At 43.2% G+C, this 23,835-nt stretch carries 19 protein-coding genes, 4 tRNA genes and 3 rRNA genes; 1 reads left to right on the forward strand and 25 read right to left on the reverse strand.

All coding sequences use genetic code 11. The features are described 5' to 3' along the window. Positions 1-23: 23 nt before the first annotated feature. The 12 genes from E7Y33_RS02290 to pbp2a all read right to left on the reverse strand — a co-directional run bounded on the left by E7Y33_RS02290 (position 24) and on the right by pbp2a (position 9,229). Positions 24-96: transfer RNA gene (locus E7Y33_RS02290), tRNA-Asp, on the reverse strand. 2 nt (positions 97-98) lie between these two features. Continuing rightward, positions 99-171 (reverse strand) — tRNA-Val (locus E7Y33_RS02295). Between the two features lie 29 nt (positions 172-200). After that, positions 201-316 (reverse strand): 5S ribosomal RNA (gene rrf, locus E7Y33_RS02300). Between the two features lie 76 nt (positions 317-392). After that, a 23S ribosomal RNA gene (locus E7Y33_RS02305) occupies positions 393-3,295 on the reverse strand. Positions 3,296-3,417: 122 nt separating this feature from the next. Then, positions 3,418-3,490: transfer RNA gene (locus E7Y33_RS02310), tRNA-Ala, on the reverse strand. A 51-nt stretch (positions 3,491-3,541) separates the two neighbouring features. Further along, positions 3,542-5,088 (reverse strand): 16S ribosomal RNA (locus tag E7Y33_RS02315). Together the 16S, 23S and 5S rRNA genes with 4 tRNA genes alongside form the textbook arrangement of a ribosomal RNA operon. Positions 5,089-5,318: 230 nt before the next feature. After that, positions 5,319-5,390 (reverse strand) — tRNA-Glu (locus E7Y33_RS02325). Positions 5,391-5,454: 64 nt separating this feature from the next. Continuing rightward, entirely contained in the window at positions 5,455-5,928 is a 474-nt protein-coding gene (locus E7Y33_RS02330) for a sigma-70 family RNA polymerase sigma factor (protein ID WP_139689542.1), read from the reverse strand. 120 nt (positions 5,929-6,048) lie between these two features. Next, entirely contained in the window at positions 6,049-6,585 is a 537-nt protein-coding gene (nusG, locus tag E7Y33_RS02335) for a transcription termination/antitermination protein NusG (protein ID WP_000376728.1), read from the reverse strand. A gap of 57 nt (positions 6,586-6,642) precedes the next feature. Next, entirely contained in the window at positions 6,643-6,819 is a 177-nt protein-coding gene (gene secE, locus E7Y33_RS02340) for a preprotein translocase subunit SecE (protein WP_000505776.1), read from the reverse strand. 9 nt (positions 6,820-6,828) lie between these two features. Further along, positions 6,829-6,981, reverse strand: coding sequence for a 50S ribosomal protein L33 (rpmG, locus tag E7Y33_RS02345; RefSeq protein WP_001809375.1), 153 nt, complete (start codon positions 6,979-6,981; stop codon positions 6,829-6,831). Positions 6,982-7,033: 52 nt separating this feature from the next. Then, positions 7,034-9,229 (reverse strand): penicillin-binding protein PBP2A, encoded by a 2,196-nt coding sequence (pbp2a, locus tag E7Y33_RS02350; RefSeq protein ID WP_139689543.1) that lies wholly within the window; start codon positions 9,227-9,229, stop codon positions 7,034-7,036. A gap of 86 nt (positions 9,230-9,315) precedes the next feature. On the opposite strand from pbp2a, the gene E7Y33_RS02355 reads away from it, so the two are divergent. Beyond that, complete coding sequence (locus tag E7Y33_RS02355; RefSeq protein WP_139689544.1) at positions 9,316-10,191, forward strand: RluA family pseudouridine synthase; 876 nt, start codon at positions 9,316-9,318, stop codon at positions 10,189-10,191. 66 nt (positions 10,192-10,257) lie between these two features. On the opposite strand, the gene gap is transcribed toward E7Y33_RS02355, so the two are convergent. The 13 genes from gap to E7Y33_RS02420 form a co-directional block, all read right to left on the reverse strand. Beyond that, entirely contained in the window at positions 10,258-11,268 is a 1,011-nt protein-coding gene (gene gap, locus E7Y33_RS02360; protein ID WP_000260678.1) for a type I glyceraldehyde-3-phosphate dehydrogenase, read from the reverse strand. A gap of 319 nt (positions 11,269-11,587) precedes the next feature. Next, entirely contained in the window at positions 11,588-14,239 is a 2,652-nt protein-coding gene (adhE, locus tag E7Y33_RS02365; RefSeq protein ID WP_000763998.1) for a bifunctional acetaldehyde-CoA/alcohol dehydrogenase, read from the reverse strand. A 295-nt stretch (positions 14,240-14,534) separates the two neighbouring features. Further along, entirely contained in the window at positions 14,535-14,948 is a 414-nt protein-coding gene (locus tag E7Y33_RS02370) for an MORN repeat-containing protein (protein WP_139689545.1), read from the reverse strand. Further along, a complete protein-coding gene (locus E7Y33_RS02375; protein ID WP_139689546.1) occupies positions 14,935-15,378 on the reverse strand; it encodes a low molecular weight protein-tyrosine-phosphatase in 444 nt (147 codons plus the stop codon). The genes E7Y33_RS02370 and E7Y33_RS02375 overlap by 14 nt, the downstream gene beginning before the upstream one ends. A 48-nt stretch (positions 15,379-15,426) precedes the next feature. After that, the gene (gene yajC / locus E7Y33_RS02380) at positions 15,427-15,747 is read right to left on the reverse strand and encodes a preprotein translocase subunit YajC (RefSeq protein ID WP_139689547.1); all 321 of its coding nucleotides are present in this window, start codon (positions 15,745-15,747) and stop codon (positions 15,427-15,429) included. A 117-nt stretch (positions 15,748-15,864) separates the two neighbouring features. Then, complete coding sequence (tkt, locus tag E7Y33_RS02385; protein ID WP_139689548.1) at positions 15,865-17,841, reverse strand: transketolase; 1,977 nt, start codon at positions 17,839-17,841, stop codon at positions 15,865-15,867. A gap of 118 nt (positions 17,842-17,959) precedes the next feature. Then, positions 17,960-18,583: a hypothetical protein gene (locus E7Y33_RS02390; RefSeq protein ID WP_044020136.1), complete on the reverse strand. Its 624-nt coding sequence runs from the start codon at positions 18,581-18,583 to the stop codon at positions 17,960-17,962. A 55-nt stretch (positions 18,584-18,638) separates the two neighbouring features. Further along, positions 18,639-19,625: an RNA-binding cell elongation regulator Jag/EloR gene (gene jag, locus E7Y33_RS02395; RefSeq protein WP_139689549.1), complete on the reverse strand. Its 987-nt coding sequence runs from the start codon at positions 19,623-19,625 to the stop codon at positions 18,639-18,641. Positions 19,626-19,639: 14 nt separating this feature from the next. Beyond that, on the reverse strand, positions 19,640-20,467 hold the full coding sequence (locus E7Y33_RS02400) for a membrane protein insertase YidC (RefSeq protein WP_000728097.1): 828 nt from the start codon (positions 20,465-20,467) through the stop codon (positions 19,640-19,642). After that, complete coding sequence (gene rnpA, locus E7Y33_RS02405) at positions 20,442-20,813, reverse strand: ribonuclease P protein component (protein WP_139689550.1); 372 nt, start codon at positions 20,811-20,813, stop codon at positions 20,442-20,444. The genes E7Y33_RS02400 and rnpA overlap by 26 nt, the downstream gene beginning before the upstream one ends. A gap of 149 nt (positions 20,814-20,962) precedes the next feature. Continuing rightward, positions 20,963-22,153, reverse strand: a complete 1,191-nt coding sequence (locus E7Y33_RS02410; RefSeq protein ID WP_139689551.1) for an acetate kinase — start codon at positions 22,151-22,153, stop codon at positions 20,963-20,965. Positions 22,154-22,203: 50 nt separating this feature from the next. Continuing rightward, a complete protein-coding gene (locus E7Y33_RS02415) occupies positions 22,204-23,157 on the reverse strand; it encodes a class I SAM-dependent methyltransferase (protein WP_139689552.1) in 954 nt (317 codons plus the stop codon). A 58-nt stretch (positions 23,158-23,215) separates the two neighbouring features. Continuing rightward, entirely contained in the window at positions 23,216-23,806 is a 591-nt protein-coding gene (locus tag E7Y33_RS02420) for a class I SAM-dependent methyltransferase (RefSeq protein WP_161976023.1), read from the reverse strand. Positions 23,807-23,835: the final 29 nt, after the last annotated feature.

A 23,835-nucleotide genomic window follows, 5' to 3' on the forward strand; every position in this document is an offset into this window, starting at 1 on the left:
AAAATAACTTCCGTTATCTTAAACGGTCCCGACGGGAATCGAACCCGCGATCTTCGCCGTGACAGGGCGACGTGATAACCGCTACACTACGGGACCTATGGGAGTTAACGGGATCGAACCGCTGACCCTCTGCTTGTAAGGCAGATGCTCTCCCAGCTGAGCTAAACTCCCAAAAAGGAAGTTTCTAAACTTCCTATTCTGCTAAGCGACTTCCATATCTCACAGGGGGCAACCCCCAACTACTTCCGGCGTTCTAGGGCTTAACTGCTGTGTTCGGCATGGGTACAGGTGTATCTCCTAGGCTATCGTCACTTAACTCTGAGTAATACCTACTCAAAATTGAATATCTATCAAATCTCAAGAAAACCTCACACTTCGTATTCTCAGTTACTTTGGATAAGTCCTCGAGCTATTAGTATTAGTCCGCTACATGTGTCGCCACACTTCCACTTCTAACCTATCTACCTGATCATCTCTCAGGGCTCTTACTGATATAAAATCATGGGAAATCTCATCTTGAGGTGGGTTTCACACTTAGATGCTTTCAGCGTTTATCCCTTCCCTACATAGCTACCCAGCGATGCCTTTGGCAAGACAACTGGTACACCAGCGGTAAGTCCACTCTGGTCCTCTCGTACTAGGAGCAGATCCTCTCAAATTTCCTACGCCCGCGACGGATAGGGACCGAACTGTCTCACGACGTTCTGAACCCAGCTCGCGTGCCGCTTTAATGGGCGAACAGCCCAACCCTTGGGACCGACTACAGCCCCAGGATGCGACGAGCCGACATCGAGGTGCCAAACCTCCCCGTCGATGTGAACTCTTGGGGGAGATAAGCCTGTTATCCCCAGGGTAGCTTTTATCCGTTGAGCGATGGCCCTTCCATACGGAACCACCGGATCACTAAGCCCGACTTTCGTCCCTGCTCGAGTTGTAGCTCTCGCAGTCAAGCTCCCTTATACCTTTACACTCTGCGAATGATTTCCAACCATTCTGAGGGAACCTTTGGGCGCCTCCGTTACCTTTTAGGAGGCGACCGCCCCAGTCAAACTGCCCGTCAGACACTGTCTCCGATAGGGATAACCTATCCGGGTTAGAGTGGCCATAACACAAGGGTAGTATCCCAACAACGTCTCCTTCGAAACTGGCGTCCCGATCTCATAGACTCCTACCTATCCTGTACATGTGGTACAGACACTCAATATCAAACTGCAGTAAAGCTCCATGGGGTCTTTCCGTCCTGTCGCGGGTAACCTGCATCTTCACAGGTACTAAAATTTCACCGAGTCTCTCGTTGAGACAGTGCCCAAATCATTACGCCTTTCGTGCGGGTCGGAACTTACCCGACAAGGAATTTCGCTACCTTAGGACCGTTATAGTTACGGCCGCCGTTTACTGGGGCTTCAATTCATACCTTCGGATTACTCCTAAGCACTCCTCTTAACCTTCCAGCACCGGGCAGGCGTCACCCCCTATACATCATCTTACGATTTAGCAGAGAGCTGTGTTTTTGATAAACAGTTGCTTGGGCCTATTCACTGCGGCTGACCTAAAGTCAGCACCCCTTCTCCCGAAGTTACGGGGTCATTTTGCCGAGTTCCTTAACGAGAGTTCTCTCGCTCACCTGAGGCTACTCGCCTCGACTACCTGTGTCGGTTTGCGGTACGGGTAGAGTATGTTTAAACGCTAGAAGCTTTTCTTGGCAGTGTGACGTCACTAACTTCGCTACTAAACTTCGCTCCCCATCACAGCTCAATGTTATAGATATAAGCATTTGACTCATATCACACCTCACTGCTTAGACAGACACTTCCATTCGTCTGCTTTAGTTAGCCTACTGCGTCCCTCCATCACTACATACTCTAGTACAGGAATATCAACCTGTTGTCCATCGGATACACCTTTCGGTCTCTCCTTAGGTCCCGACTAACCCAGGGCGGACGAGCCTTCCCCTGGAAACCTTAGTCTTACGGTGGACAGGATTCTCACCTGTCTTTCGCTACTCATACCGGCATTCTCACTTCTATGCGTTCCAGCACTCCTCACGGTATACCTTCTTCACACATAGAACGCTCTCCTACCATACCTATAAAGGTATCCACAGCTTCGGTAAATTGTTTTAGCCCCGGTACATTTTCGGCGCAGGGTCACTCGACTAGTGAGCTATTACGCACTCTTTGAATGAATAGCTGCTTCTAAGCTAACATCCTAGTTGTCTGTGCAACCCCACATCCTTTTCCACTTAACAATTATTTTGGGACCTTAGCTGGTGGTCTGGGCTGTTTCCCTTTCGACTACGGATCTTAGCACTCGCAGTCTGACTGCCGACCATAATTCATTGGCATTCGGAGTTTATCTGAGATTGGTAATCCGGGATGGACCCCTCACCCAAACAGTGCTCTACCTCCAAGAATCTTTATGTCGACGCTAGCCCTAAAGCTATTTCGGAGAGAACCAGCTATCTCCAAGTTCGTTTGGAATTTCTCCGCTACCCACAAGTCATCCAAGCACTTTTCAACGTGCCCTGGTTCGGTCCTCCAGTGCGTCTTACCGCACCTTCAACCTGCTCATGGGTAGGTCACATGGTTTCGGGTCTACGACATGATACTAATGCGCCCTATTCAGACTCGGTTTCCCTGCGGCTCCGTCTCTTCAACTTAACCTCGCATCATATCGTAACTCGCCGGTTCATTCTACAAAAGGCACGCTCTCACCCATTAACGGGCTCGAACTTGTTGTAGGCACACGGTTTCAGGTTCTATTTCACTCCCCTCCCGGGGTGCTTTTCACCTTTCCCTCACGGTACTGGTTCACTATCGGTCACTAGGGAGTATTTAGGGTTGGGAGATGGTCCTCCCAGATTCCGACGGGATTTCTCGTGTCCCGCCGTACTCAGGATACTGCTAGGTACAAAGACTATTTTAAATACGAGGCTATTACTCTCTTTGGCTGATCTTCCCAAATCATTCTTCTATAATCTTTGAGTCCACATTGCAGTCCTACAACCCCGAAGAGTAAACTCTTCGGTTTGCCCTCCTGCCGTTTCGCTCGCCGCTACTAAGGCAATCGCTTTTGCTTTCTCTTCCTGCAGCTACTTAGATGTTTCAGTTCACTGCGTCTTCCTCCTCATATCCTTAACAGATATGGGTAACAGGTAGTACCTGTTGGGTTCCCCCATTCGGAAATCCCTGGATCATCGCTTACTTACAGCTACCCAAGGCATATCGTCGTTTGTCACGTCCTTCTTCGGCTCCTAGTGCCAAGGCATCCACCGTGCGCCCTTATTAACTTAACCTTATTTTTTGACCTTTCAGTCATAAACTCTTTTAATACTACAGCGTTTCGGTTTATTTTCTTGTTACTATTTGATATAGATATTCAATTTTCAATGTGCATTACTTGGTGATCTCTCACCAATGGAGCCTAGCGGGATCGAACCGCTGACCTCCTGCGTGCAAAGCAGGCGCTCTCCCAGCTGAGCTAAGGCCCCACAAGACCTCTCAAGACTAAACAAGACCAATGTGCAGTTCCTTATCCTTAGAAAGGAGGTGATCCAGCCGCACCTTCCGATACGGCTACCTTGTTACGACTTCACCCCAATCATCTATCCCACCTTAGGCGGCTGGCTCCTAAAAGGTTACCTCACCGACTTCGGGTGTTACAAACTCTCGTGGTGTGACGGGCGGTGTGTACAAGGCCCGGGAACGTATTCACCGCGGCGTGCTGATCCGCGATTACTAGCGATTCCGACTTCATGTAGGCGAGTTGCAGCCTACAATCCGAACTGAGACTGGCTTTAAGAGATTAGCTTGCCGTCACCGGCTTGCGACTCGTTGTACCAGCCATTGTAGCACGTGTGTAGCCCAGGTCATAAGGGGCATGATGATTTGACGTCATCCCCACCTTCCTCCGGTTTATTACCGGCAGTCTCGCTAGAGTGCCCAACTGAATGATGGCAACTAACAATAGGGGTTGCGCTCGTTGCGGGACTTAACCCAACATCTCACGACACGAGCTGACGACAACCATGCACCACCTGTCACCTCTGTCCCGAAGGAAAACTCTATCTCTAGAGCGGTCAGAGGGATGTCAAGACCTGGTAAGGTTCTTCGCGTTGCTTCGAATTAAACCACATGCTCCACCGCTTGTGCGGGCCCCCGTCAATTCCTTTGAGTTTCAACCTTGCGGTCGTACTCCCCAGGCGGAGTGCTTAATGCGTTAGCTGCGGCACTAAACCCCGGAAAGGGTCTAACACCTAGCACTCATCGTTTACGGCGTGGACTACCAGGGTATCTAATCCTGTTTGCTCCCCACGCTTTCGAGCCTCAGCGTCAGTTACAAGCCAGAGAGCCGCTTTCGCCACCGGTGTTCCTCCATATATCTACGCATTTCACCGCTACACATGGAATTCCACTCTCCCCTCTTGCACTCAAGTTAAACAGTTTCCAAAGCGTACTATGGTTAAGCCACAGCCTTTAACTTCAGACTTATCTAACCGCCTGCGCTCGCTTTACGCCCAATAAATCCGGACAACGCTCGGGACCTACGTATTACCGCGGCTGCTGGCACGTAGTTAGCCGTCCCTTTCTGGTAAGATACCGTCACAGTGTGAACTTTCCACTCTCACACTCGTTCTTCTCTTACAACAGAGCTTTACGATCCGAAAACCTTCTTCACTCACGCGGCGTTGCTCGGTCAGACTTCCGTCCATTGCCGAAGATTCCCTACTGCTGCCTCCCGTAGGAGTCTGGGCCGTGTCTCAGTCCCAGTGTGGCCGATCACCCTCTCAGGTCGGCTATGTATCGTTGCCTTGGTGAGCCGTTACCTCACCAACTAGCTAATACAACGCAGGTCCATCTGGTAGTGATGCAATTGCACCTTTTAAGCAAATGTCATGCAACATCTACTCTTATGCGGTATTAGCTATCGTTTCCAATAGTTATCCCCCGCTACCAGGCAGGTTACCTACGCGTTACTCACCCGTTCGCAACTCATCCAGAAGAGCAAGCTCCTCCTTCAGCGTTCTACTTGCATGTATTAGGCACGCCGCCAGCGTTCGTCCTGAGCCAGGATCAAACTCTCATTAAAAGTTTGAGTTCTCACTCATTTCTGTCACTGACAGATTTATTGTTTTTTCATTGTTCAGTACTATAACCTCAGTTATAGTGCCCTGCACATTGGTTCGTCTTGTTCAGTTTTCAAAGGTCTTTGTCACTCAATTGCTCTCGAGCGACAACTATATTAGTATATCACAGCTACCTGCCTCTGTCAACAGATTTTTTAAACTTTTTTCAAGTTTTTTTAACCGCAATACACCATAGTCCGTACGGGATTCGAACCCGTGTTACCGCCGTGAAAAGGCGGTGTCTTAACCCCTTGACCAACGGACCTTGAGCTTTTCAACTCTTTCTATTATACCTACTTTTTTACCTTTGTCAAGAACTTTTTTCCTCTTTACCGAAATTCTGAAAAGATTAGGGAAAGTTCTCTCAGGAGAGCTTTACGTCCTCTAAAGACTTCTCCTCCCATTAGACGATCTATTGATTCTTGTTTTTCCATACTCTGCTTTGATTTGTAATGCTTTAGAAGTTCGTGAAAGAGATAATAATCGTCCAGCCTGAGTCCTTTTTCTCCTAGACGATGGCTAATCTCACTCACCTCTTCATAGGGTTCTTTGTCAAAACGGCGCTTGTGGCTTTCCTGTTTACGGATGTAATCTAGGATACGATTTCTAAACTTTGTTTTAAAGCAAACATAAAGTCGATGGCGCTCGCCCTCTAGTAACTCTGGATTGCGACTCACCAGCTCATACAGACATAACATGCCTTCCTGGTCCCAGTCCTCTTTCTCCCACAGATGCAAATGATAATCTTTGCGACACTTATGGACGATTCCCTTGCTTTCTTCATATAAGTCTTTTAGATTCATAGACCTCTCCTTTCTGCATTTAGTTTAACAAAATGCGCGAGTCCATGGGTCTACTTCCTCTGTTTTATACTTCTTCCTCCCTCAACAGCACATAAAAAGAGAGGCAAAGCCTCTCTGGGGTTATAATTCTGCAATTTGGTTGAGATTCACTTCTGCAATCGTATCATTACCAAACATAGAGATAATCATCTTCACTTTGTTGTTATCAATTTCAGTAATTTTACCTGTGTAGTCTGCAAAAGCGCCATCAATAATTCGGACTGTCTGGCCAACTTCAACATCAATATCAAACTCTTGAACAGTTTGTCCCATTGAAACCAGAATATCACGAATTTCTTGTTCCAATAGTGGAGTTGGTTTTGATCTGTTCCCGTGTGAGCCGACGAATCCTGTTACGTTAGGTGTGTTTCGAACAACGAACCATGCTTCATCGGTCATGACCATTTCTACAAGGACATAACCTGGAAAGCGATTCTCTTCAATTTCTTTTTTCTTTCCATTTTTCTCAACTTGCACGGTTTGTGTTGGAATCTCAACGCGTAGAATATTATCCAACATGTTATATGTTTGCGCACGTTGCAATAGATTTTCTTTTACCTTATTTTCATAGCCAGAATAAGTTTGTAGAACAAACCATCCCTTGTCAAAACTATCCATGATATTTCCTTTCATACATATATAGAAGAAAGCTAGCAGAAGTTCTCCGCTTCTCTTCTAAAAAATGTTAATAAATCGAATCAAACCTGATACAATCAACTGGTCAAAAATGTAAATGATGACCACAAAGAAGGCTGTGTATTCCATAATAGAGCGAAAATCTCTCCAGCTTTCTTTGCGAGTTGGCCAAGTTGTTTCTTTAAGAAGTTTAAAAATATCCTTAATAAAACCCATCGTTCTCTCCTATCTCGTTTCTCTATGTGTCGTATATTTCCCACAATGTTTACAAAATTTATTTACTTCTAGTCGTGTTGGCTTGGGGTTCCCACTAATTTTGATTGAGTAATTCCTTGAACCACAAACTGCACAAGCTAGGCTTGCTTTTTTTAGTGCCATAACGCCTCCATCTTATCTATTATAACAAGAAACCTAGGCTTTGACAAGCCTCTTAACGAAATAGATTAAGGATTGAGTCCCATATTGTCTGAGCTTTTTCTTTTATTTTAGCTTCTGAAATCGCACGTCCTGCTTCATCTACAAGATTTTGTGCACGACTACGAATATCTCCTATCGGATCTTCAGACTGGTTTGTCTCATTTTCAACGGCCTGCTTTTTCGTATTTTCTGGTTCAATCCCATTTTGTTTATAGGCATTCTCAACAGTAAAGGTGCTACCTGGAGTGTATGGCAAAATGGTATTAGCCATACTTCTAAAGACATGGGCTGCTCCATTGGAGGTCGAACCTGCTAGATAATGGTTCTCATCTGTTGTTGGGAAGCCGAGCCAGTGGCTGATTACAACATCTGGAGTATAGCCGATCACCCACTGGTCACTGGTATATTCCGGGTTGAAAACAGCTTCAGTCGTACCTGTTTTACCAGCCATAACGTAATCCGCTGGTGACGAACTAATTCCCGTACCATTGGTAAATGTTCCTAGCATCATGCTGGTCATTTTATCGGCTACCGACTTATCAATCACTCGTTTTTGGGAGTTTTTATGACTCTTGATGACCTGACCGCTGGCATTTTCAATACGAGTGATGAAATGTGCTTCAGGCATTAGACCTCCATTGGCAAAGGCTGCATAGGCTTGCGCCATCTGGAGAGGATTCGTCTCCACACCTCCACCAAGAGCAACTCCAAGAACTCGGTCAACTTTTTCCATATTCAGACCAAATCTCTCCCCAGCATCAAAAGCTTTGTCAATACCTAATTCATTTACAGTCGCCACTGCCGGTAGGTTGAGTGATTCCGCCAAGGCCTGATACATAGGTACTTCTGGAGATGTCTTAATACCCGCATAGTTGTCTACTTGATAACTGTTGTACTGCATTGTATGATTATCCAGTTGCTTGTTCAAGGCCCATCCTGCTTCTACTGCGGGTGTATAAACAACTAAAGGTTTAATGGTTGAGCCTGGGCTACGCTTAGACTGAGTGGCATAGTTAAAATTGCGGAAGCCTGGCTTGTCATCACCAGCTACACGACCAACAACTCCACGCACTCCACCAGTCTTGGGTTCTAGAGCGACACTACCTGATTCGGCATGCGTTCCGTCTTCTGCTGTTGGAAATAGCGCAGTGTTTTCATAAATAACCTGCATGTTTGCTTGGTAGTTTTGGTCAAGCTCTGTGTAGATTCGATAGCCGTTGTTGACAATCTCTTCTTCTGTGAGATTGTACTTGGAAACCGCTTCGTTGACAACTGCATCAAAATAGGACGGGTAACGATAATCTGAAACCTTGCCTTCATACTTATCTTGCAGTTGAGAAGCCATATCTACTCCAGCCGCTTCGGTTTCTTGATTTTTATCAATATAACCCGCTGCAACCATATTTTGCAAAACAGTATCTCTACGGTTGGTTGAAGTTTCAACAGAATTTAATGGATTATACAATTCTGGTCCCTTGAGCATCCCTGCTAGAGTGGCCGCCTGGTCAAGCGATAGTTGTGAAGCGGATACACCGAAATATTTCTTACTTGCATCTTCAACACCCCATACCCCATTTCCAAAGTAGGCGTTATTGAGGTACATAGTAAGGATTTGCTCCTTGCTGTATTTCTTTGTCAACTCTAAGGCAAGGAAAAACTCCTTGGCCTTCCGTTCAACGGTCTGGTCCTGGGAAAGATAGGCATTTTTCGCCAACTGTTGAGTGATGGTAGACCCCCCTCCAGAGCGACCTGCTGTAAGGATGGCTAGAAAGAAACGACCGTAGTTAATTCCATCATTTTTATAAAAGGAACGATCCTCTGTCGCGACGACAGCATTCTGCAAGTCTTTACTGATATCTGTCAGTTCAACATAGGTTCCCTTTTGGCCTGATAGGGCTCCTGCCTCTTTTTCTTCGCGGTCAAAAATCAGAGTTCGCGTTTTCAGGGCATTTTGTAAATCATTGACATTGGCAGACTTGGCTATTGCAAATAGGTAGGTCCCTACTAGCAAACCTGCACTTAACCCTAAAATGATGACGATTTTTGTCAGATGATAACGACGCCAAAATTTCCGAATTGGGCCTACTTGGGACAATTTTTTTCTATCGCTCCGTGAACGACGCATACTAGTCGAATCAGACTCCACTGATTCATTCGTTTCTTTTTTAAAGAGAGAAAGAAACTTCTCAAATAATTTATCTAATTTCATGCGTTTATTTTATCATCTTCACCATAGGAACTCAAGAATTTAGCTACTCCCTATCCAAATAGGGCTTTTTTTGTTACAATATCTGTATGCAATTCATATTTACATTACCTGAATCCTTGCCTCAAATGACGGTCAAACAATTTCTAGAGGAACAACTTCTCATTCCTAGAAAGATTCGCCATTTTCTAAGAATCAAGAAGAACATCTTGATCAATCAAAAACAAGTTCACTGGAACGAAATGGTGAAACCAGGTGACATTTGTCAGTTGACTTTTGACGAGGAAGATTATCCCAAAAAAGAAATCCTTTGGGGCAATCTAGACCTCGTTCAAGAGATTTACCAAGACCAACATCTCATTATCGTCAACAAGCCAGAAGGAATGAAAACTCACGGAAATCAACCTGGTGAAATTGCTCTTCTCAATCACGTCTCTGCCTACGTTGGCCAAACCTGCTATGTCGTTCATCGCCTGGATATGGAAACAAGCGGTTTAGTGCTTTTTGCTAAAAATCCTTTTATCTTACCCATTCTCAATCGTTTGTTGGAAAAAAAGGAAATCGCTCGTGAGTACTGGGCACTTATAGAAGGGCGAGTAGAGAGTAAAGAACTTGTCTTTCGAGATAAAATTGGTCGTGATCGACACGATCGTAGAAAAAGAATAGTTGATGCAAAAAATGGACAATATGCTGAAACACATATCAGTCGATTAAAACAATTCCCAAACAAGACTACCCTTGTTCGTTGCAAACTAAAGACCGGTCGAACACATCAAATCCGTGTTCACCTCTCTCATCACAAGCATCCTATCCTGGGCGATCCTCTCTATAACTCTAGATCAAAAACGAGCCGGCTGATGCTCCACGCCTTTCGACTCTCCTTTACTCATCCACTCACCTTAGAAAAATTGAGTTTCACTGCCCTCTCGGATACTTTCGAAATAGAATTAAAACAAAATGGATGACACTATCATTCATTTTTCTATACAAAAAAGCAAGACCAGAAGGCCTTGCTTTTATCGACTCAAGAATTATTTAGCGATTTTTGCGAAGTATTCAAGAGTACGTACAAGTTGTGCAGTGTATGACATTTCGTTGTCGTACCATGATACAACTTTAACCAATTGTTTACCGTCAACATCAAGAACTTTAGTTTGAGTTGCGTCAAACAATGAACCGTAAGACATACCTACGATATCTGAAGATACGATTGGATCTTCTGTGTAACCGTATGATTCGTTTGAAGCTGCTTTCATAGCTGCGTTCACTTCATCAACAGTAACGTTCTTTTCAAGAACTGCTACCAATTCAGTAACTGATCCAGTTGGAGTTGGAACACGTTGTGCAGATCCGTCAAGTTTACCGTTCAATTCTGGGATTACAAGACCGATAGCTTTAGCAGCACCAGTTGAGTTAGGAACGATGTTTGCAGCACCAGCGCGAGCACGGCGAAGGTCACCACCACGGTGTGGTCCGTCAAGGATCATTTGGTCACCAGTGTAAGCGTGGATAGTAGTCATCAATCCTTCTACAACACCGAAGTTGTCTTGAAGAGCTTTAGCCATTGGAGCCAAGCAGTTTGTAGTACATGAAGCACCTGAGATAACTGTTTCAGTACCGTCAAGAACGTCGTGGTTAGTGTTAAATACAACTGTTTTAACATCGTTTCCACCAGGAGCAGTGATAACAACTTTTTTAGCTCCTCCAGCGTGCAAGTGTTTTTCAGCCGCTGCTTTCTTAGCAAAGAAACCAGTTGCTTCAAGAACGATTTCTACACCGTCAGTAGCCCAGTCGATTTGTTCTGGATCACGTTCAGCAGAAACTTTAACGAATTTACCGTTAACTTCGAATCCACCTTCTTTAACTTCTACAGTACCGTCAAAACGACCTTGAGTTGTGTCGTATTTCAACAAGTGTGCAAGCATAACTGGATCTGTAAGGTCGTTGATGCGAGTAACTTCAACACCTTCTACGTTTTGGATACGGCGGAAAGCAAGACGACCGATACGTCCGAAACCGTTAATACCAACTTTAACTACCATTAGTGATTTCCTCCTTATGAAAATCATGAAATTTTTATTGTGAAAAGAGTAACTTGAATCACTACAAATCACCTTTCAACAAACCTATTATATAACTATTTGAGTTTAATTGCAAGTACGGGCGTTGATTTTCTCTCCTGCTTTTCTACTTTTTCTCCCCCTTTTTATTCATCCATTCTTTTATTTCCAAAGCATATCTCTAGAATCTTTTATAATATCTGCATATTCTCTTCATTATCAAGGTGAAACTACAATTTCAACTCTTTCAGAGTTTACAAAAAAGAGACAGGATAACTCCTGCCTCTAGGCTGATAAACGATTATTTACGACGTCCTGGACGTTCTGCATAACCATAGTAAGCATCTGCCATGATTTCTTCCATGTCAGCTACCATTGGCAAGCGTGGGTTAGCAGGTGAACATTGGTCTTCATAAGCAAGCAAGGCAATTTCATGCAAGCTGTCTTTCCAAGCTTTTTCATCGATTCCAAAGCCTTTGAAGTTCATTGTGATTCCAACTGCTTCACCAAGATCGTAAACTGCTTTAGCATACGCTTCAACCGCTTCTTCTGGAGTTGAGTGAGGCAATCCAAGCATTCTAGCAATATCTTGGAATTTTTCGTCAGCTTTCCAGTAGTTATACTTAGGCCATGTAGTCGTCTTAGATGGGCGAGTACCATTGTAACGGATAACGTATGGAAGCAAGATTGCGTTTGTACGTCCGTGAACAGTATGGTGAACCGCACCGATCTTGTGGGCCATTGAGTGGCTCATACCAAGGAAGGCATTGGCAAAGGCCATACCAGCCATTGTAGATGCATTGTGCATTTTTTCGCGAGCTTCTGGATCAGCTGTCTTAACAGATTTTTCCAACCATTCAAAGACAAGTTTGATTGTTTGAAGGGCGATACCGTCTGTGTAGTCGTTAGCAAAGTTTGAAGTGTAAGCTTCAGTCGCGTGAGTCAAGACGTCCATACCTGTGTCCGCAGCAATGAAGTCTGGAACTGACTCAACCAAAGCAGGGTCAACAATCGCAATAGTTGGTGTCAATGAGTAGTCAGCCAATGGGTATTTACGATTGTTTTTCTTATCAGAGATAACGGCAAATGGTGTTACTTCTGAACCTGTACCTGAAGTTGTTGGAATACCAATGTATTTCGCTTTTTTACCAAGTGATGGGAAGCGGAAGGCACGTTTACGGATGTCCATGAATTTTTGAACCAAGTCACGGAAGTCGATTTGTGGTTGTTCGTAGAAGAGCCACATTACTTTGGCTGCGTCCATTGGAGAACCACCACCAAGAGCGATGATTGTGTCTGGTTCAAACGCCCTCATCACTTCAGTACCACGTTCTACAGTTGTGATATCTGGGTCTGGTTCAACATCTGAGAAGACTTGGACAGTTACACGGTTGCTGCGTTTGTTCAATTGGTCAATAATGCGTTGAACAAAACCAAGTTTTTCGATCGATTTGTCTGTAACAATCATAACGCGTTCAATATCTTCACATGTTTGAAGGTATTGGATAGAATTGCGTTCGAAGTAAATTTTTGAAGGAACTTTAAACCACTGCATATTATTTCTACGTTTCCCTACTTTCTTGATGTTTAGAAGGTTGATCGCACTCACATTATCACCGACTGAATTGTGTCCATATGAACCACATCCAAGTGTCAATGATGGAATGAAGGCATTGTATACGTCACCGATACCACCGAAAGTAGATGGAGAGTTCCAGATAATACGCATTGCTTTGATTTCTGTACCAAAGCGTTTAGCAAGAGCTTCGTCTTTTGTATGGATGGCTGCTGAGTGACCAAGTCCGTTAAACTCAACCATTTGACGAGCTTTTGTCAGACCGTCTTCTGTATCTTCAGCTTTTAGGACAGCGATAACTGGTGACAATTTTTCACGAGTCAATGGTTCTTTTGGTCCTACTTCTGCACATTCTGCAGCCAAGATGTTTGTTCCTTCTGGAACGCTAAATCCTGCTTGTTCAGCAATCCATGCTGCTGGTTTACCAACAATGTTTGCATTTAGTTTAGCACCTGCACAGTTTTTGCTATTAGCTTTCACGCCAAAACAGAATTCTTCAAGAAGTGCTTTTTCTTTCTTGTTTACAAAGTAAGTGTGATATGATTTGAATTCTTCTACAAATTCGTCATATACTTCTTTATCAATGATAACAGCTTGTTCTGATGCACAGACCATCCCATTATCAAATGATTTAGACATAACGATATCATGAGCAGCTTGACGAAGGTCAGCAGATTTTTCTACATAGGCAGGAACGTTTCCGGCACCTACCCCAAGAGCTGGTTTTCCACATGAGTATGCAGCTTTAACCATAGCATTCCCACCAGTTGCAAGAATAGTTGCAACACCTTCGTGGTTCATTAGCGCTCCAGTTGCTTCCATAGATGGCTTTGTAATCCATTGTACACAGTTTTCAGGTGCACCGGCTGCGATGGCTGCATCGCGAACGATTTGTGCTGCGTGTGCTGATGATTCTTGAGCTGATGGGTGGAAAGCGAAAACGATTGGGTTACGTGTTTTCAAAGCAATGAGTGATTTGAAAATCGCTGTTGAAGTTGGGTTTGTTGTAGGAGTGACACCACAGATTACCCCGACAGGCTCCGCAATCTTTGTCAAACCTGTAATTGGATCATCTTCAATAACTCCAACTGTTTTAACTCCACGCATATTGTTCACTACGTGTTCACAGGCAAATAGGTTTTTTGTTGCCTTGTCTTCAAATACCCCACGGCCAGTTTCTTCAACTGCATGTTGTGCAAGGATACCATGTGCGTCAAGTGCTGCAACCGAAGCTTTTGCCACGATATAGTCAACTTGCTCTTGGTTCAACTTGCGCATTTCATCAAGCGCAACCAAGGCTTTTTTCACGAGACCGTCGACATGCTTCTCAGCAGCAAGTTGCTTTTCCTCTGGTGTTACTGTTTTTTTATCAGCCATATTACCCTCCATAGCCTTTAAGGATGTTACCCTTTGTTAATTATTTCACAAGTTTATTATAACTCTTTTTTTATGCTTTGTAAACAGTTTCATAAGTATTTCACAAAGAATTTTTCTGAGATTGTGACTTTTTTCTCAATATAGCTATGCAATAGAGTTTTGGCCGGATGATTGTGAAATTATGGAGAAAATTTTTTTATTTCACAAAGTTTTTCTAGTTGATAGTTAGTTATCGAATCCAAACAAAGAAAGCGCTTTCTTGCTGGTTTTAAAAAATAGTCTCCTAACTTGGAGACTACTGTTTTTGCTGAAAAACGCCTTGCTTAAAGGTTCCTTCATAAACGACTTCTTGCTCTGTAGTCAACTTCCCTTGACCTTCAGCCTGACCATTTACAAAATCACCTTCGTATTTCCAGCCATCTTTTGATTGGAAAGTCCCTTTTCCATTAAAGGCACCATTATTGAAAGCACCTGTATATTGGTCTCCATTTTCAAAGGTCAGGGTTCCTTGACCATTCATTTTCCCTCGTACCAAGGTGCCATCATAAACAAGCGCACCATTATCAAGTGTCAGGACACCCTTTTTGGGTGTGTTTAGTAGAAAAACTGACACGGCACAGATAGCGATTAGAAGAACTGTTGCAATCTCTATACGCGGGCGAGTTAGATATACTCGATATTTTTCAAAGATTTCTTTAAACTTTTCCATTGTCACTCTCATTTTCTAGACGATCTAACCAGCTTTGACATCCACTTGTGATGCGCTCGTAGGTTTCTTCAAAATCTCCTGTATACCATGGGTCTGGAACACTTTCAGATGCAAAAGCATAAATCTTGTGCTCTTGTTCTTGAGGACACATTTGTCGCAAATCTGAAAGGTTTGAAGCATCCATACCGATAATATAATCAAACAACTCAAAGTCTTCTCTGCCAATCTGAAGCGATGTTTTGTCTTTGTCATAAGGAATCTGATACTGTTGGAAAATCCCTTGCGTTCCCTTATGAATCGGATTGCCGTGTTCCCAAGACGAAGTTGCACGACTCTCAATTTGATAATCACTCGTCATGGACTTCATCACAAACTCTGCCATCGGGCTGCGACAGATATTTCCTAAACACACAAATACTATTTTTTTCATCCCTTTTCCTCTCATATCATAGAAAAACGGGAGTGATAGAATCCCGTTTTATTCTTCGATTGCTCCACTTTCGTCAATAACTGCTCCTTCTGGTGTCACAGCTTCTTTGAGTGGCAACACTGTCTTGATAGCAGCTAATTCAAAAGTCAAATAAACACCATCTACGTCTAGTACGATTGTTTGTTTCTCAGTATCGACTTCATCCACTGTTCCGTAGAGTCCACCGATTGTGATCACTTCATAGCCTTTTTGAAGCTTGTTCAAGCTTTCCATACGCTTTTGAGCTTGTTTCTTTTGAGAACGTTGCATAAAGAACATTAAGGCAAACATACCTACAAGCATGATTAAAAAAGTAATATTTGGATCCATTGTTTTCTCCTTTGTATTTTACATAGGACTACTATATCAAATTTCAACTACTTTTACAAGATTGTGCCTTGTTTTTATGGTTATAAAAAATCAGAGTTTTCACTCTGATTTCTGCGATTATTTCAAGTTTTGAACGACTTTGACTAGATTTTCAACTGTAAATCCGTACTCTGCCAATACTTTTGGTGCTGGGGCAGATGCTCCAAAGGTATCAATACCGAGAACGGCACCATCAAGACCAACATATTTGTACCAGTTTTGGGTTGCACCCATTTCGACTGCAACACGACGGCGAACTGCATTTGGAAGGATTTCTTCCTTGTAAGCTGCGTCTTGAGCATCGAAGACATCTGTCGATGGCATGCTGACTACACGGACTTTTGCACCTTGGTTTGCCAATTCTTTGGCAGCTGCGACCGCCAAATTCACCTCTGAACCAGTCGCAATCAAGATAGTGTCAAAGTCTGCTGCATTTTCATAGACAACATAGGCACCTTTCGCAACTTTGTCAAAGTTTGTTCCTTCTTCGACAGTCAAGTTTTGACGTGTCAAGACAAGGGCAGTTGGTGTTTTTTCGCTTGTCACGGCAAGGTACCAAGCTGCTTGAGTTTCACGCGCATCTGCTGGGCGGAAAACGTTTAGATTTGGCATGGCACGGAGACCTGCTAAGTGTTCAACTGGTTCGTGCGTTGGACCATCTTCACCAACTGCAATCGAATCGTGGGTAAAGACATAAGTCACAGGAAGTCCTTGCAAGGCTGACAAGCGGACAGCTGCTTTCACATAGTCAGAGAAGACAAAGAAAGTACCACCGTATACACGAAGTCCACCATGAAGGGCCATCCCGTTCAAGATTGTTCCCATTGCAAATTCACGAACACCAAACTGAATGTTACGGTTTAAGCGATTGGCATCATCTTGAAGTCCGTCAGTCTTGATATAAGTCATGTTTGAGTGAGCGAGGTCAGCTGAACCACCTAAGAAAGTTGGCAACTTGGCAGCTACAATGTTCAAGGCATCTTGACTTGAGTTGCGAGTTGCTTGAGAGAAGCCGTTTTCTAATGCTGGGAAGTCTGCTGGAGTTACCTCAACTGGGTCGCGTCCGTCGATGATGGCTTCGACTTCTGCAGCAAGTTCGGGATAAGCTTCTTTATAATCAGCAACTAATTTTGTCCAAGCTTGATAAGCTGATGCGCCACGGTCTGCAACATTTTCTTTGAAATCAGCGTAAACTTCAGCTGGGATTTCAAATGGTTCATAGTCCCAACCAAGAGCTTGGCGAGTAGCCGCAGTTTCATCTGCTCCAAGAGGAGCACCGTGTACCGCATTAGTTCCTTGTTTGTTTGGAGAACCGTATCCAATAACAGTCTTCACTTCAATCAAAGATGGTTTTCCTGAAGCCTTAGCTATTTCGATAGCAGCATGGATTGCTTCCAAGTCTGTCCCATCTTCAACCAAGGCTGTGTGCCAACCGTAGGCATTGTAACGGTCACGAACACTTTCAGTAAAGGAATCCTTTGTTTCACCATCCAAGTTGATGTCATTTGAATCATAAAGAACCACCAACTTGTCAAGTTTTTGCAAGCCTGCGTATGAAGCCGCCTCACTTGAGACACCTTCCATCAAGTCACCATCTCCACAAATTACATAAGTGTAGTGATCAAAGAGATTGTAGCCTTCGCGGTTATATTTGGCTGCTAAGAAACGTTCTGCTTGGGCAAAACCAGTGGCAGTCGAAATCCCTTGACCTAGAGGACCAGTTGTAGCGTCAACCCCTGCAGTATGTCCAAATTCTGGGTGACCTGGCGTTTTTGAACCCCATTGGCGGAAGTTCTTGACTTCATCCATGCTAACATCTTCAAAACCAGAAAGGTGAAGAAGGGCATAAAGGAGCATAGAGCCGTGTCCTGCTGAAAGAATAAAACGGTCGCGGTTGATCCAGTTTGGTTGAGCTGGATTGATACGAAGTTGCTTTGTAAAGAGGCTATAGGCCATTGGAGCAGCCCCCATAACCACCCCTGGGTGACCTGAGTTTGCTTTGTTGATGGCGTCAATACCTAGAAAACGAATTGCATTAACAGATAGATTTGACATAGAATTTCCTTTCTCTTTGAGGTGATTAATGAATCACACATCCTATTTTACTATTATATGAAAAAATGCATAGAATAGCAATAAAACAATTTGCGTTCATCTAACACATTTAATTTGTCTATTCCCTCGTCACCTCATAGTAAGGGAGCAAGCGCGTATAAGCATCTTCTAGCTCCTCCAATATCGCTTCTACTGACTGATTTTCAATGAGGGAAACATCTGACTTGACTAAGACTTTACGAACTTCCTGATTTCTCAACTTCTCTCGTAAAGTACGACGATTTTCTTCATTAGCCTCCACCTTATGACTTTCCCCATTTGAGTAGACTAGATAATAAATTCCTTCTACCACTGGAAGTTCTAAAACCTTGGCTTGTTTGTCTAAGGTCTGTTCGTCTTTCTTGCGCTCGATGAAACTGACTTCCAAAGAAATCCCAAAGTCAGCAGGTGTTCCATACAAACGAAGAGCCATCATAGGTTCTGTCACTTGTCCGTCTCTCTGTAGATAGGCCCAGAAATGCGGCCGCAAGCGTTGCGCTTGGTTCATCCACTGACTAGTCTGTTGCAGTTGCCATTCTGGATGATTAGCTTGAAAGGTATTGGCAAGTTCTGTAAAAGACTTCCGAGCCTCTTGACCTTTTTGCCGCAAATCCAACATCTTTTCTCTTTCATCGCCAGCTTTATCAGGATTACGGTACTGAACTCCTGCAAATGATAGGTATTCTCTAACTGCTTTCAGCATATCTGAATCTTTCCTTTCCTAGCAAAAAATCAGGATGAACCTGATTTTGCTTTGCTTATTCTGCATCTACGACAACATAGCGATTTGGCTCGTCACCTTCAGAGTAACTCGTCACGCCATCCATGCGTGAAATAATGCGATGGATAATCTTGCGTTCGCTATTTGACATTGGATCAGTTTGTTGGCTACGCCCTTCTTCTAAAACGCGAGTCGCCAATTTTTGAGCGTAGGTTTGCAAGACTTCTGCACGGTGTTCAACGTAATCATTGACATTGATTGTGATGTAGAAGGTTCTTGAATAGCGATTATAAAGGTAATTTTGCGCCAATAGTTGAAGAGCTTTCAAGACTTTTCCGTGATAGCCGATAATACGGCCTGGTTCATTCGTGTCAATTTGAAGATTGATGGTGCGGCGATTGTAGTCACTTGAAATCGTCCCTTCAACATCCATATCATCTACAATGGTTTGAACGTAGTTAGCTACTTCAGTTGCCACTTGTTCGATGTCATAACTTGGTTCTACTTTCAAGCCTAAATCTTCCAAAGATTGGCTTGTTGCTTCCTGCGTTTCAGTTTCTTTTTCTGGAGCAGATTCCACTTCCTCGGCAGTATCCTCTGGTTCCAATTCATTTAAAATTGAAATATGGCCTGTTTCTTCCAAAATCGTGCTGGCATGTTTTTCATTTTTCAGGATTTCAGCCTTGACCTCTTCAGAGACACCTTGACCTTCTTCTTCAATCTTCTTAATTGCTTCCACTACATGCCCCAAATCAACAGTTGCTTCACTTACTGTTTTCACGGGTTCATTTTTTTCATTAACTTCTTTTGGAACCCCTTTAATGGCCTGCTGATTGGCTTTGATCACTGTCGTTTCACTAATGGCTTCGATATCAACTTGAGCTGGCTTCTTACCAAACAAGCCTAAGAATCCTTTTTTCTCTTTTGAAACGACCTTGATGTGGGCCTTCATTCTTGGAATGTCTAATTCTTTCAATCCTTTTTGGATTGCTTCTTCAACCGTTGAACCTGTAAATAATACCATTACCAGATTCCTCCTTATTTTTTCTTTTTCTGTGCTTTTTTCAAAGCTCTTCTCTTCTTGCCTTCTAAATCTTTTTCTGCTTGCGCCACCGCTTCTCTTTCAGCAATAATCTTGAAAGGATTGTTCAAGAAATAGGTTTGCAGAACTTGGTAAGCATTGGATACAGCCCAGTACAAAGCTACACCACTTGGGGCGGAGATGGCAAAAACAAAGATCAATACGGGCATACCATACATCATCCCTGTCGTAGCTCCACTTTTTTCGGACAAAGCTTTATTCGATAACCAGCTACTCAAGAAGGTAAAGACTGCCGCCAAAATCGGAAGGACAAAACTTGTATCTACTCCTCCCAAATTAATCCATAAAAAGTGACCTGTTTTCAAAAAGTCTACTCGACTCAAGGCTTGAAAGAGTGCCAAGAGAACCGGCATTTGTATTAAAATCGGCCAGAGAGAGGATGAATGTTTGATCCCTAACTCTTTATAAACCTTACGCATCTCCTGGTCTAGCTTGGTTCTACTTTCCATATCACGACCCGGATATTGCTCTCGCAAAGCCTTGATGCGTGGTTGAGCCTCTTGCATTTTTCTAGAGGCAACCATCTGTGTCTGAAAGACCGGCAATAAAATCGTCCGGATCAAAATCGTAAAGAGGATAATCCCCACTCCGATACTAATGTCAAAGGACAAAAAGCGGATAATTTCAGCAAAAAAATAGACGAATTTGCTCCAAAAGTCTGTTGAGTCTGCTGTTATATCGCTAGCTGTACCATTTGTTGCACAGGCTGTCATGATAAACAAGGACAAGCCCAACAAACTAGTCAACTGTAGTTTCTTTTTCACTCCCATTTCCTTCCTGGTAAATCTTTGATAACTTTAATACGTGGAGTAGGTTTTTCTCCATCTCTGCATATTCCAAGGTTTCCACCCCTTTTCGAGCAATGACAACAAAATCGACATGATCTAGCAGACTCCCCTTTGCATTTTGTATGATATGTCGGATTCGTCTCTTAATTTGATTTCTGGTAACTGCATTCCCCAGTTTTTTACTAACGGACAGTCCTACTCGAAAATGGTTTTGCTGGTTTTCCAATTGGTAGACAACAAATTTTCGATTGGCAAAACTTGTTCCGTCCTTGAAAATCGCCTTAAAATCTTTCTCTCTTTTTACACGAAAGCTTTTCTTCAAAACTCAACTCCATCTATTAAATTACTACTATTATACCATATTTTTTGAAAAAGCCAATAACAGCAAGGTTTTAGACATTTTCTACATAAAAAAAGCTGGAAAATCTCTTTCCCAACTTCTTTTCACAATCTAATTTTACGTGTATTTGCTTATTTTTTCAAGCGCTCAACATCGCGTGCAATCACCAATTCCTCATCTGTTGGAATAACCAAGACACGGATTTTCGCTGCGTCAGTTGAGATGTCTCCCGTTACGCTAAAGACGTTCTTTTCTGGATCCACATCACAACCAAACCAAGAGATACCTGAAATGACATCCTCACGAACCAAAGCTGCATTTTCACCGATACCTGCTGTGAAGATAATCGCATCTGCCCCATTTAGGACTGCAAGGTATTGACCGATATGTTTTTGGATACGATCGATGTACATTTCATAGGCTAAAGTCGCATCATGGTCTCCTGCTTCCATGGCAGCAATCACATCACGCATATCGCTTGACTGGCCAGAAACTCCCATGAGACCTGATTCACGATTGAGAACGCGACTAATATCTTCAGGGGTATTGAAATCCTCTGTATATTGCATGAGATAAGGGATGATAGCAGGGTCAATATCTCCTGTACGAGTTCCCATCATCACACCTCCAAGTGGTGTGAATCCCATAGAAGTATCCACAGACTTCCCACCCTTAACAGCTGTGATAGAAGCCCCGTTACCAATATGGCAGGTAATCAATTTCAAATCTTCTAGAGGACGGCCCAAAAGTTTCGCTGCTTCTCCTGCGACAAACTGGTGACTTGTACCATGAGCACCGTATTTACGAACCTTGTTTTCTGTGTAGTATTTAGTTGGTAGAGGATAGCGGTAAGCCTTCTCTGGCATGGTTGTGTGGAATGAAGTATCGAATACAACAACACTGGTAATATCTGGAAGCAGTTCCTTAAATGCACGAATTCCAGCTGCGTTGGCTGGATTGTGAAGAGGAGCCAAGAGTCCCAACTCCTCAACTTTTTCTATCACATCTCCCTCAACAACTGTTGATTCCTTGAAATATTCACCACCTGCAACGACGCGGTGTCCGACACCTGTAATCTCGTCGTACCCTTTGATGATGTCAAAACGAATCAAGTCATCCAATAAAATTTTAACGGCTTGTGTGTGGTCTTCAATATCAAGAATTTGTTGTTCCGAACGACCGTCAAATTTTACTGTTGAAATTGAATCTTTCAATCCAATACGTTCAATCAAGCCTTTAGCCAAAACTTTTTCCTCAGGCATTTGATAAAGTTGCCATTTCAAGCTTGAGCTTCCTGCATTGATTGCAATTGTTTTTGTCATAAGATGATACCTCTTTTTAAGCGTTTTCATCTATTATAACAAAATCTCTTTTATATTTCAGTACCTTTGCTCCAATTTTGAAAATTTTCTTTAAAGGTTAACAAAACTGACGGATCTTGCAAGCTAGTAAGAGGATAGACAAAGGGTTCTAGTTCCTTATCTCTTTTCTTCTGTAAAACAAAAATACTTTTAGCTTGGCTTGCTGTTGAGAAAATATCCTCTGGCAGAGCGATGATAGTAGCCAGACTTACTTCGTCTTTGAGCCACCCTTTTAATAAGTCACTTTGAGGGCTGGTCAATAAATCACTCGGAGCTAGAAAAATAGCATAGCCATCTGACTTAAGGTACTTGAGGCCTTGTTCCATCAGCAAATGATGGGCATAGGTGTGTTCTTGACTAGAAGACACTTGATAGCGTGAAGCGATGGCATCATCTGGGTAATAGCCAACAGGCAAGTCGCTGATGACCACGTCGCTTTCTTTAAGCATTTGCGGACGAACGGCATCTCCTTGGACAAAGCCAGCCTGCAAACCAATCACATCTGACATACTGGCTGCCAAATCAATCAGCAAGTCATCCACTTCAATTCCCAAGTAATCTACTTTTTTAGCGAGAGAAGTCAAGAAAGTAGCCCCCAAAATCCCCATACCAGAACCTATTTCGAGGATGCTAATTTCCTCTTGTTCAAACAACTCTTCTACAACAAGTACCAAGAGGAGGGCAATGGCATCTGGTGTAAACTGGTGATTGGCCTGTAAAGGTTCCGTTTGTCCTGCCTTCATCAAGAGAAACTGGTAGGTCTTGAGCCACTCTTCCTTGCGAAGCGCTAAGCGCTTAAGGGCTTGATTGTTCTCCTTGACCTGCTCCAGCTCTGTCTCGCCATCTAGGTAGATACTATTTTGCTCTACTAAGGCATCATAAAAGTTGGTCGCCAAATCACTTTGGATGACTTGGACATTCTCTAGTAAATACGTATAAGCTTGTTCAATTTTTTCAAAATCCATATTCCTATCTTATCAAAATTCCCCTATTTTTTCCATCTGAAGAGAAAAAATCACTGCTTTAGTCAGCGAGTGATTTTTGGGCTACTGTTAAAAAGAGCTCTGCGTAATTTCCTAGGAAAAGACCTTCAGCACTATAGAGAATCTGACTGCCAATGCTCGAAAAACCAAACTGGGCGAGCTTGGTTTCCAGTTCAGCTAAATCAAAACCATGGTGGTTGGTATCTGTCTTGACAAAATCAGCGATGAGAACTTGTCCATTCTCCCTAAGGTGATGGTAAAACATGGCAAGAGTTGCATCTAGATCAGGCATATGATGAAGAACCCGACTGACAACAATCAGGTCAAATTGTTGCTCTAAGGGATTCACCAGTAAATCCTGCTCCAAGAGTTGAAGATTTCTGATTTCTTGTTGCTCTGTTTTCAAACGGGCTTGCTCCAGCATTTTCTCTGAAATGTCCACAAGGGTAACCGACTTGGCCTGTTTGGCTAGGGGCAAAGCTAATAGACCCGTCCCACCACCAAAGTCCAGTATTGCCTTGTCTGATAGAAAATCAATCTGTGCTTCAACTGCTTGACAAACCAAGTTTGCAAGGAAGATATTTTTAGGGGAATCAAAGGTTTCTGCTTTGTGATTAAAATCATGTTTCATGCTTTTAGTTTAGCACAAAGTAGTTGAAT

The organism is Streptococcus oralis (assembly GCF_006175905.1).
Taxonomy (GTDB): Bacteria; Bacillota; Bacilli; order Lactobacillales; family Streptococcaceae; genus Streptococcus; species Streptococcus oralis_BG.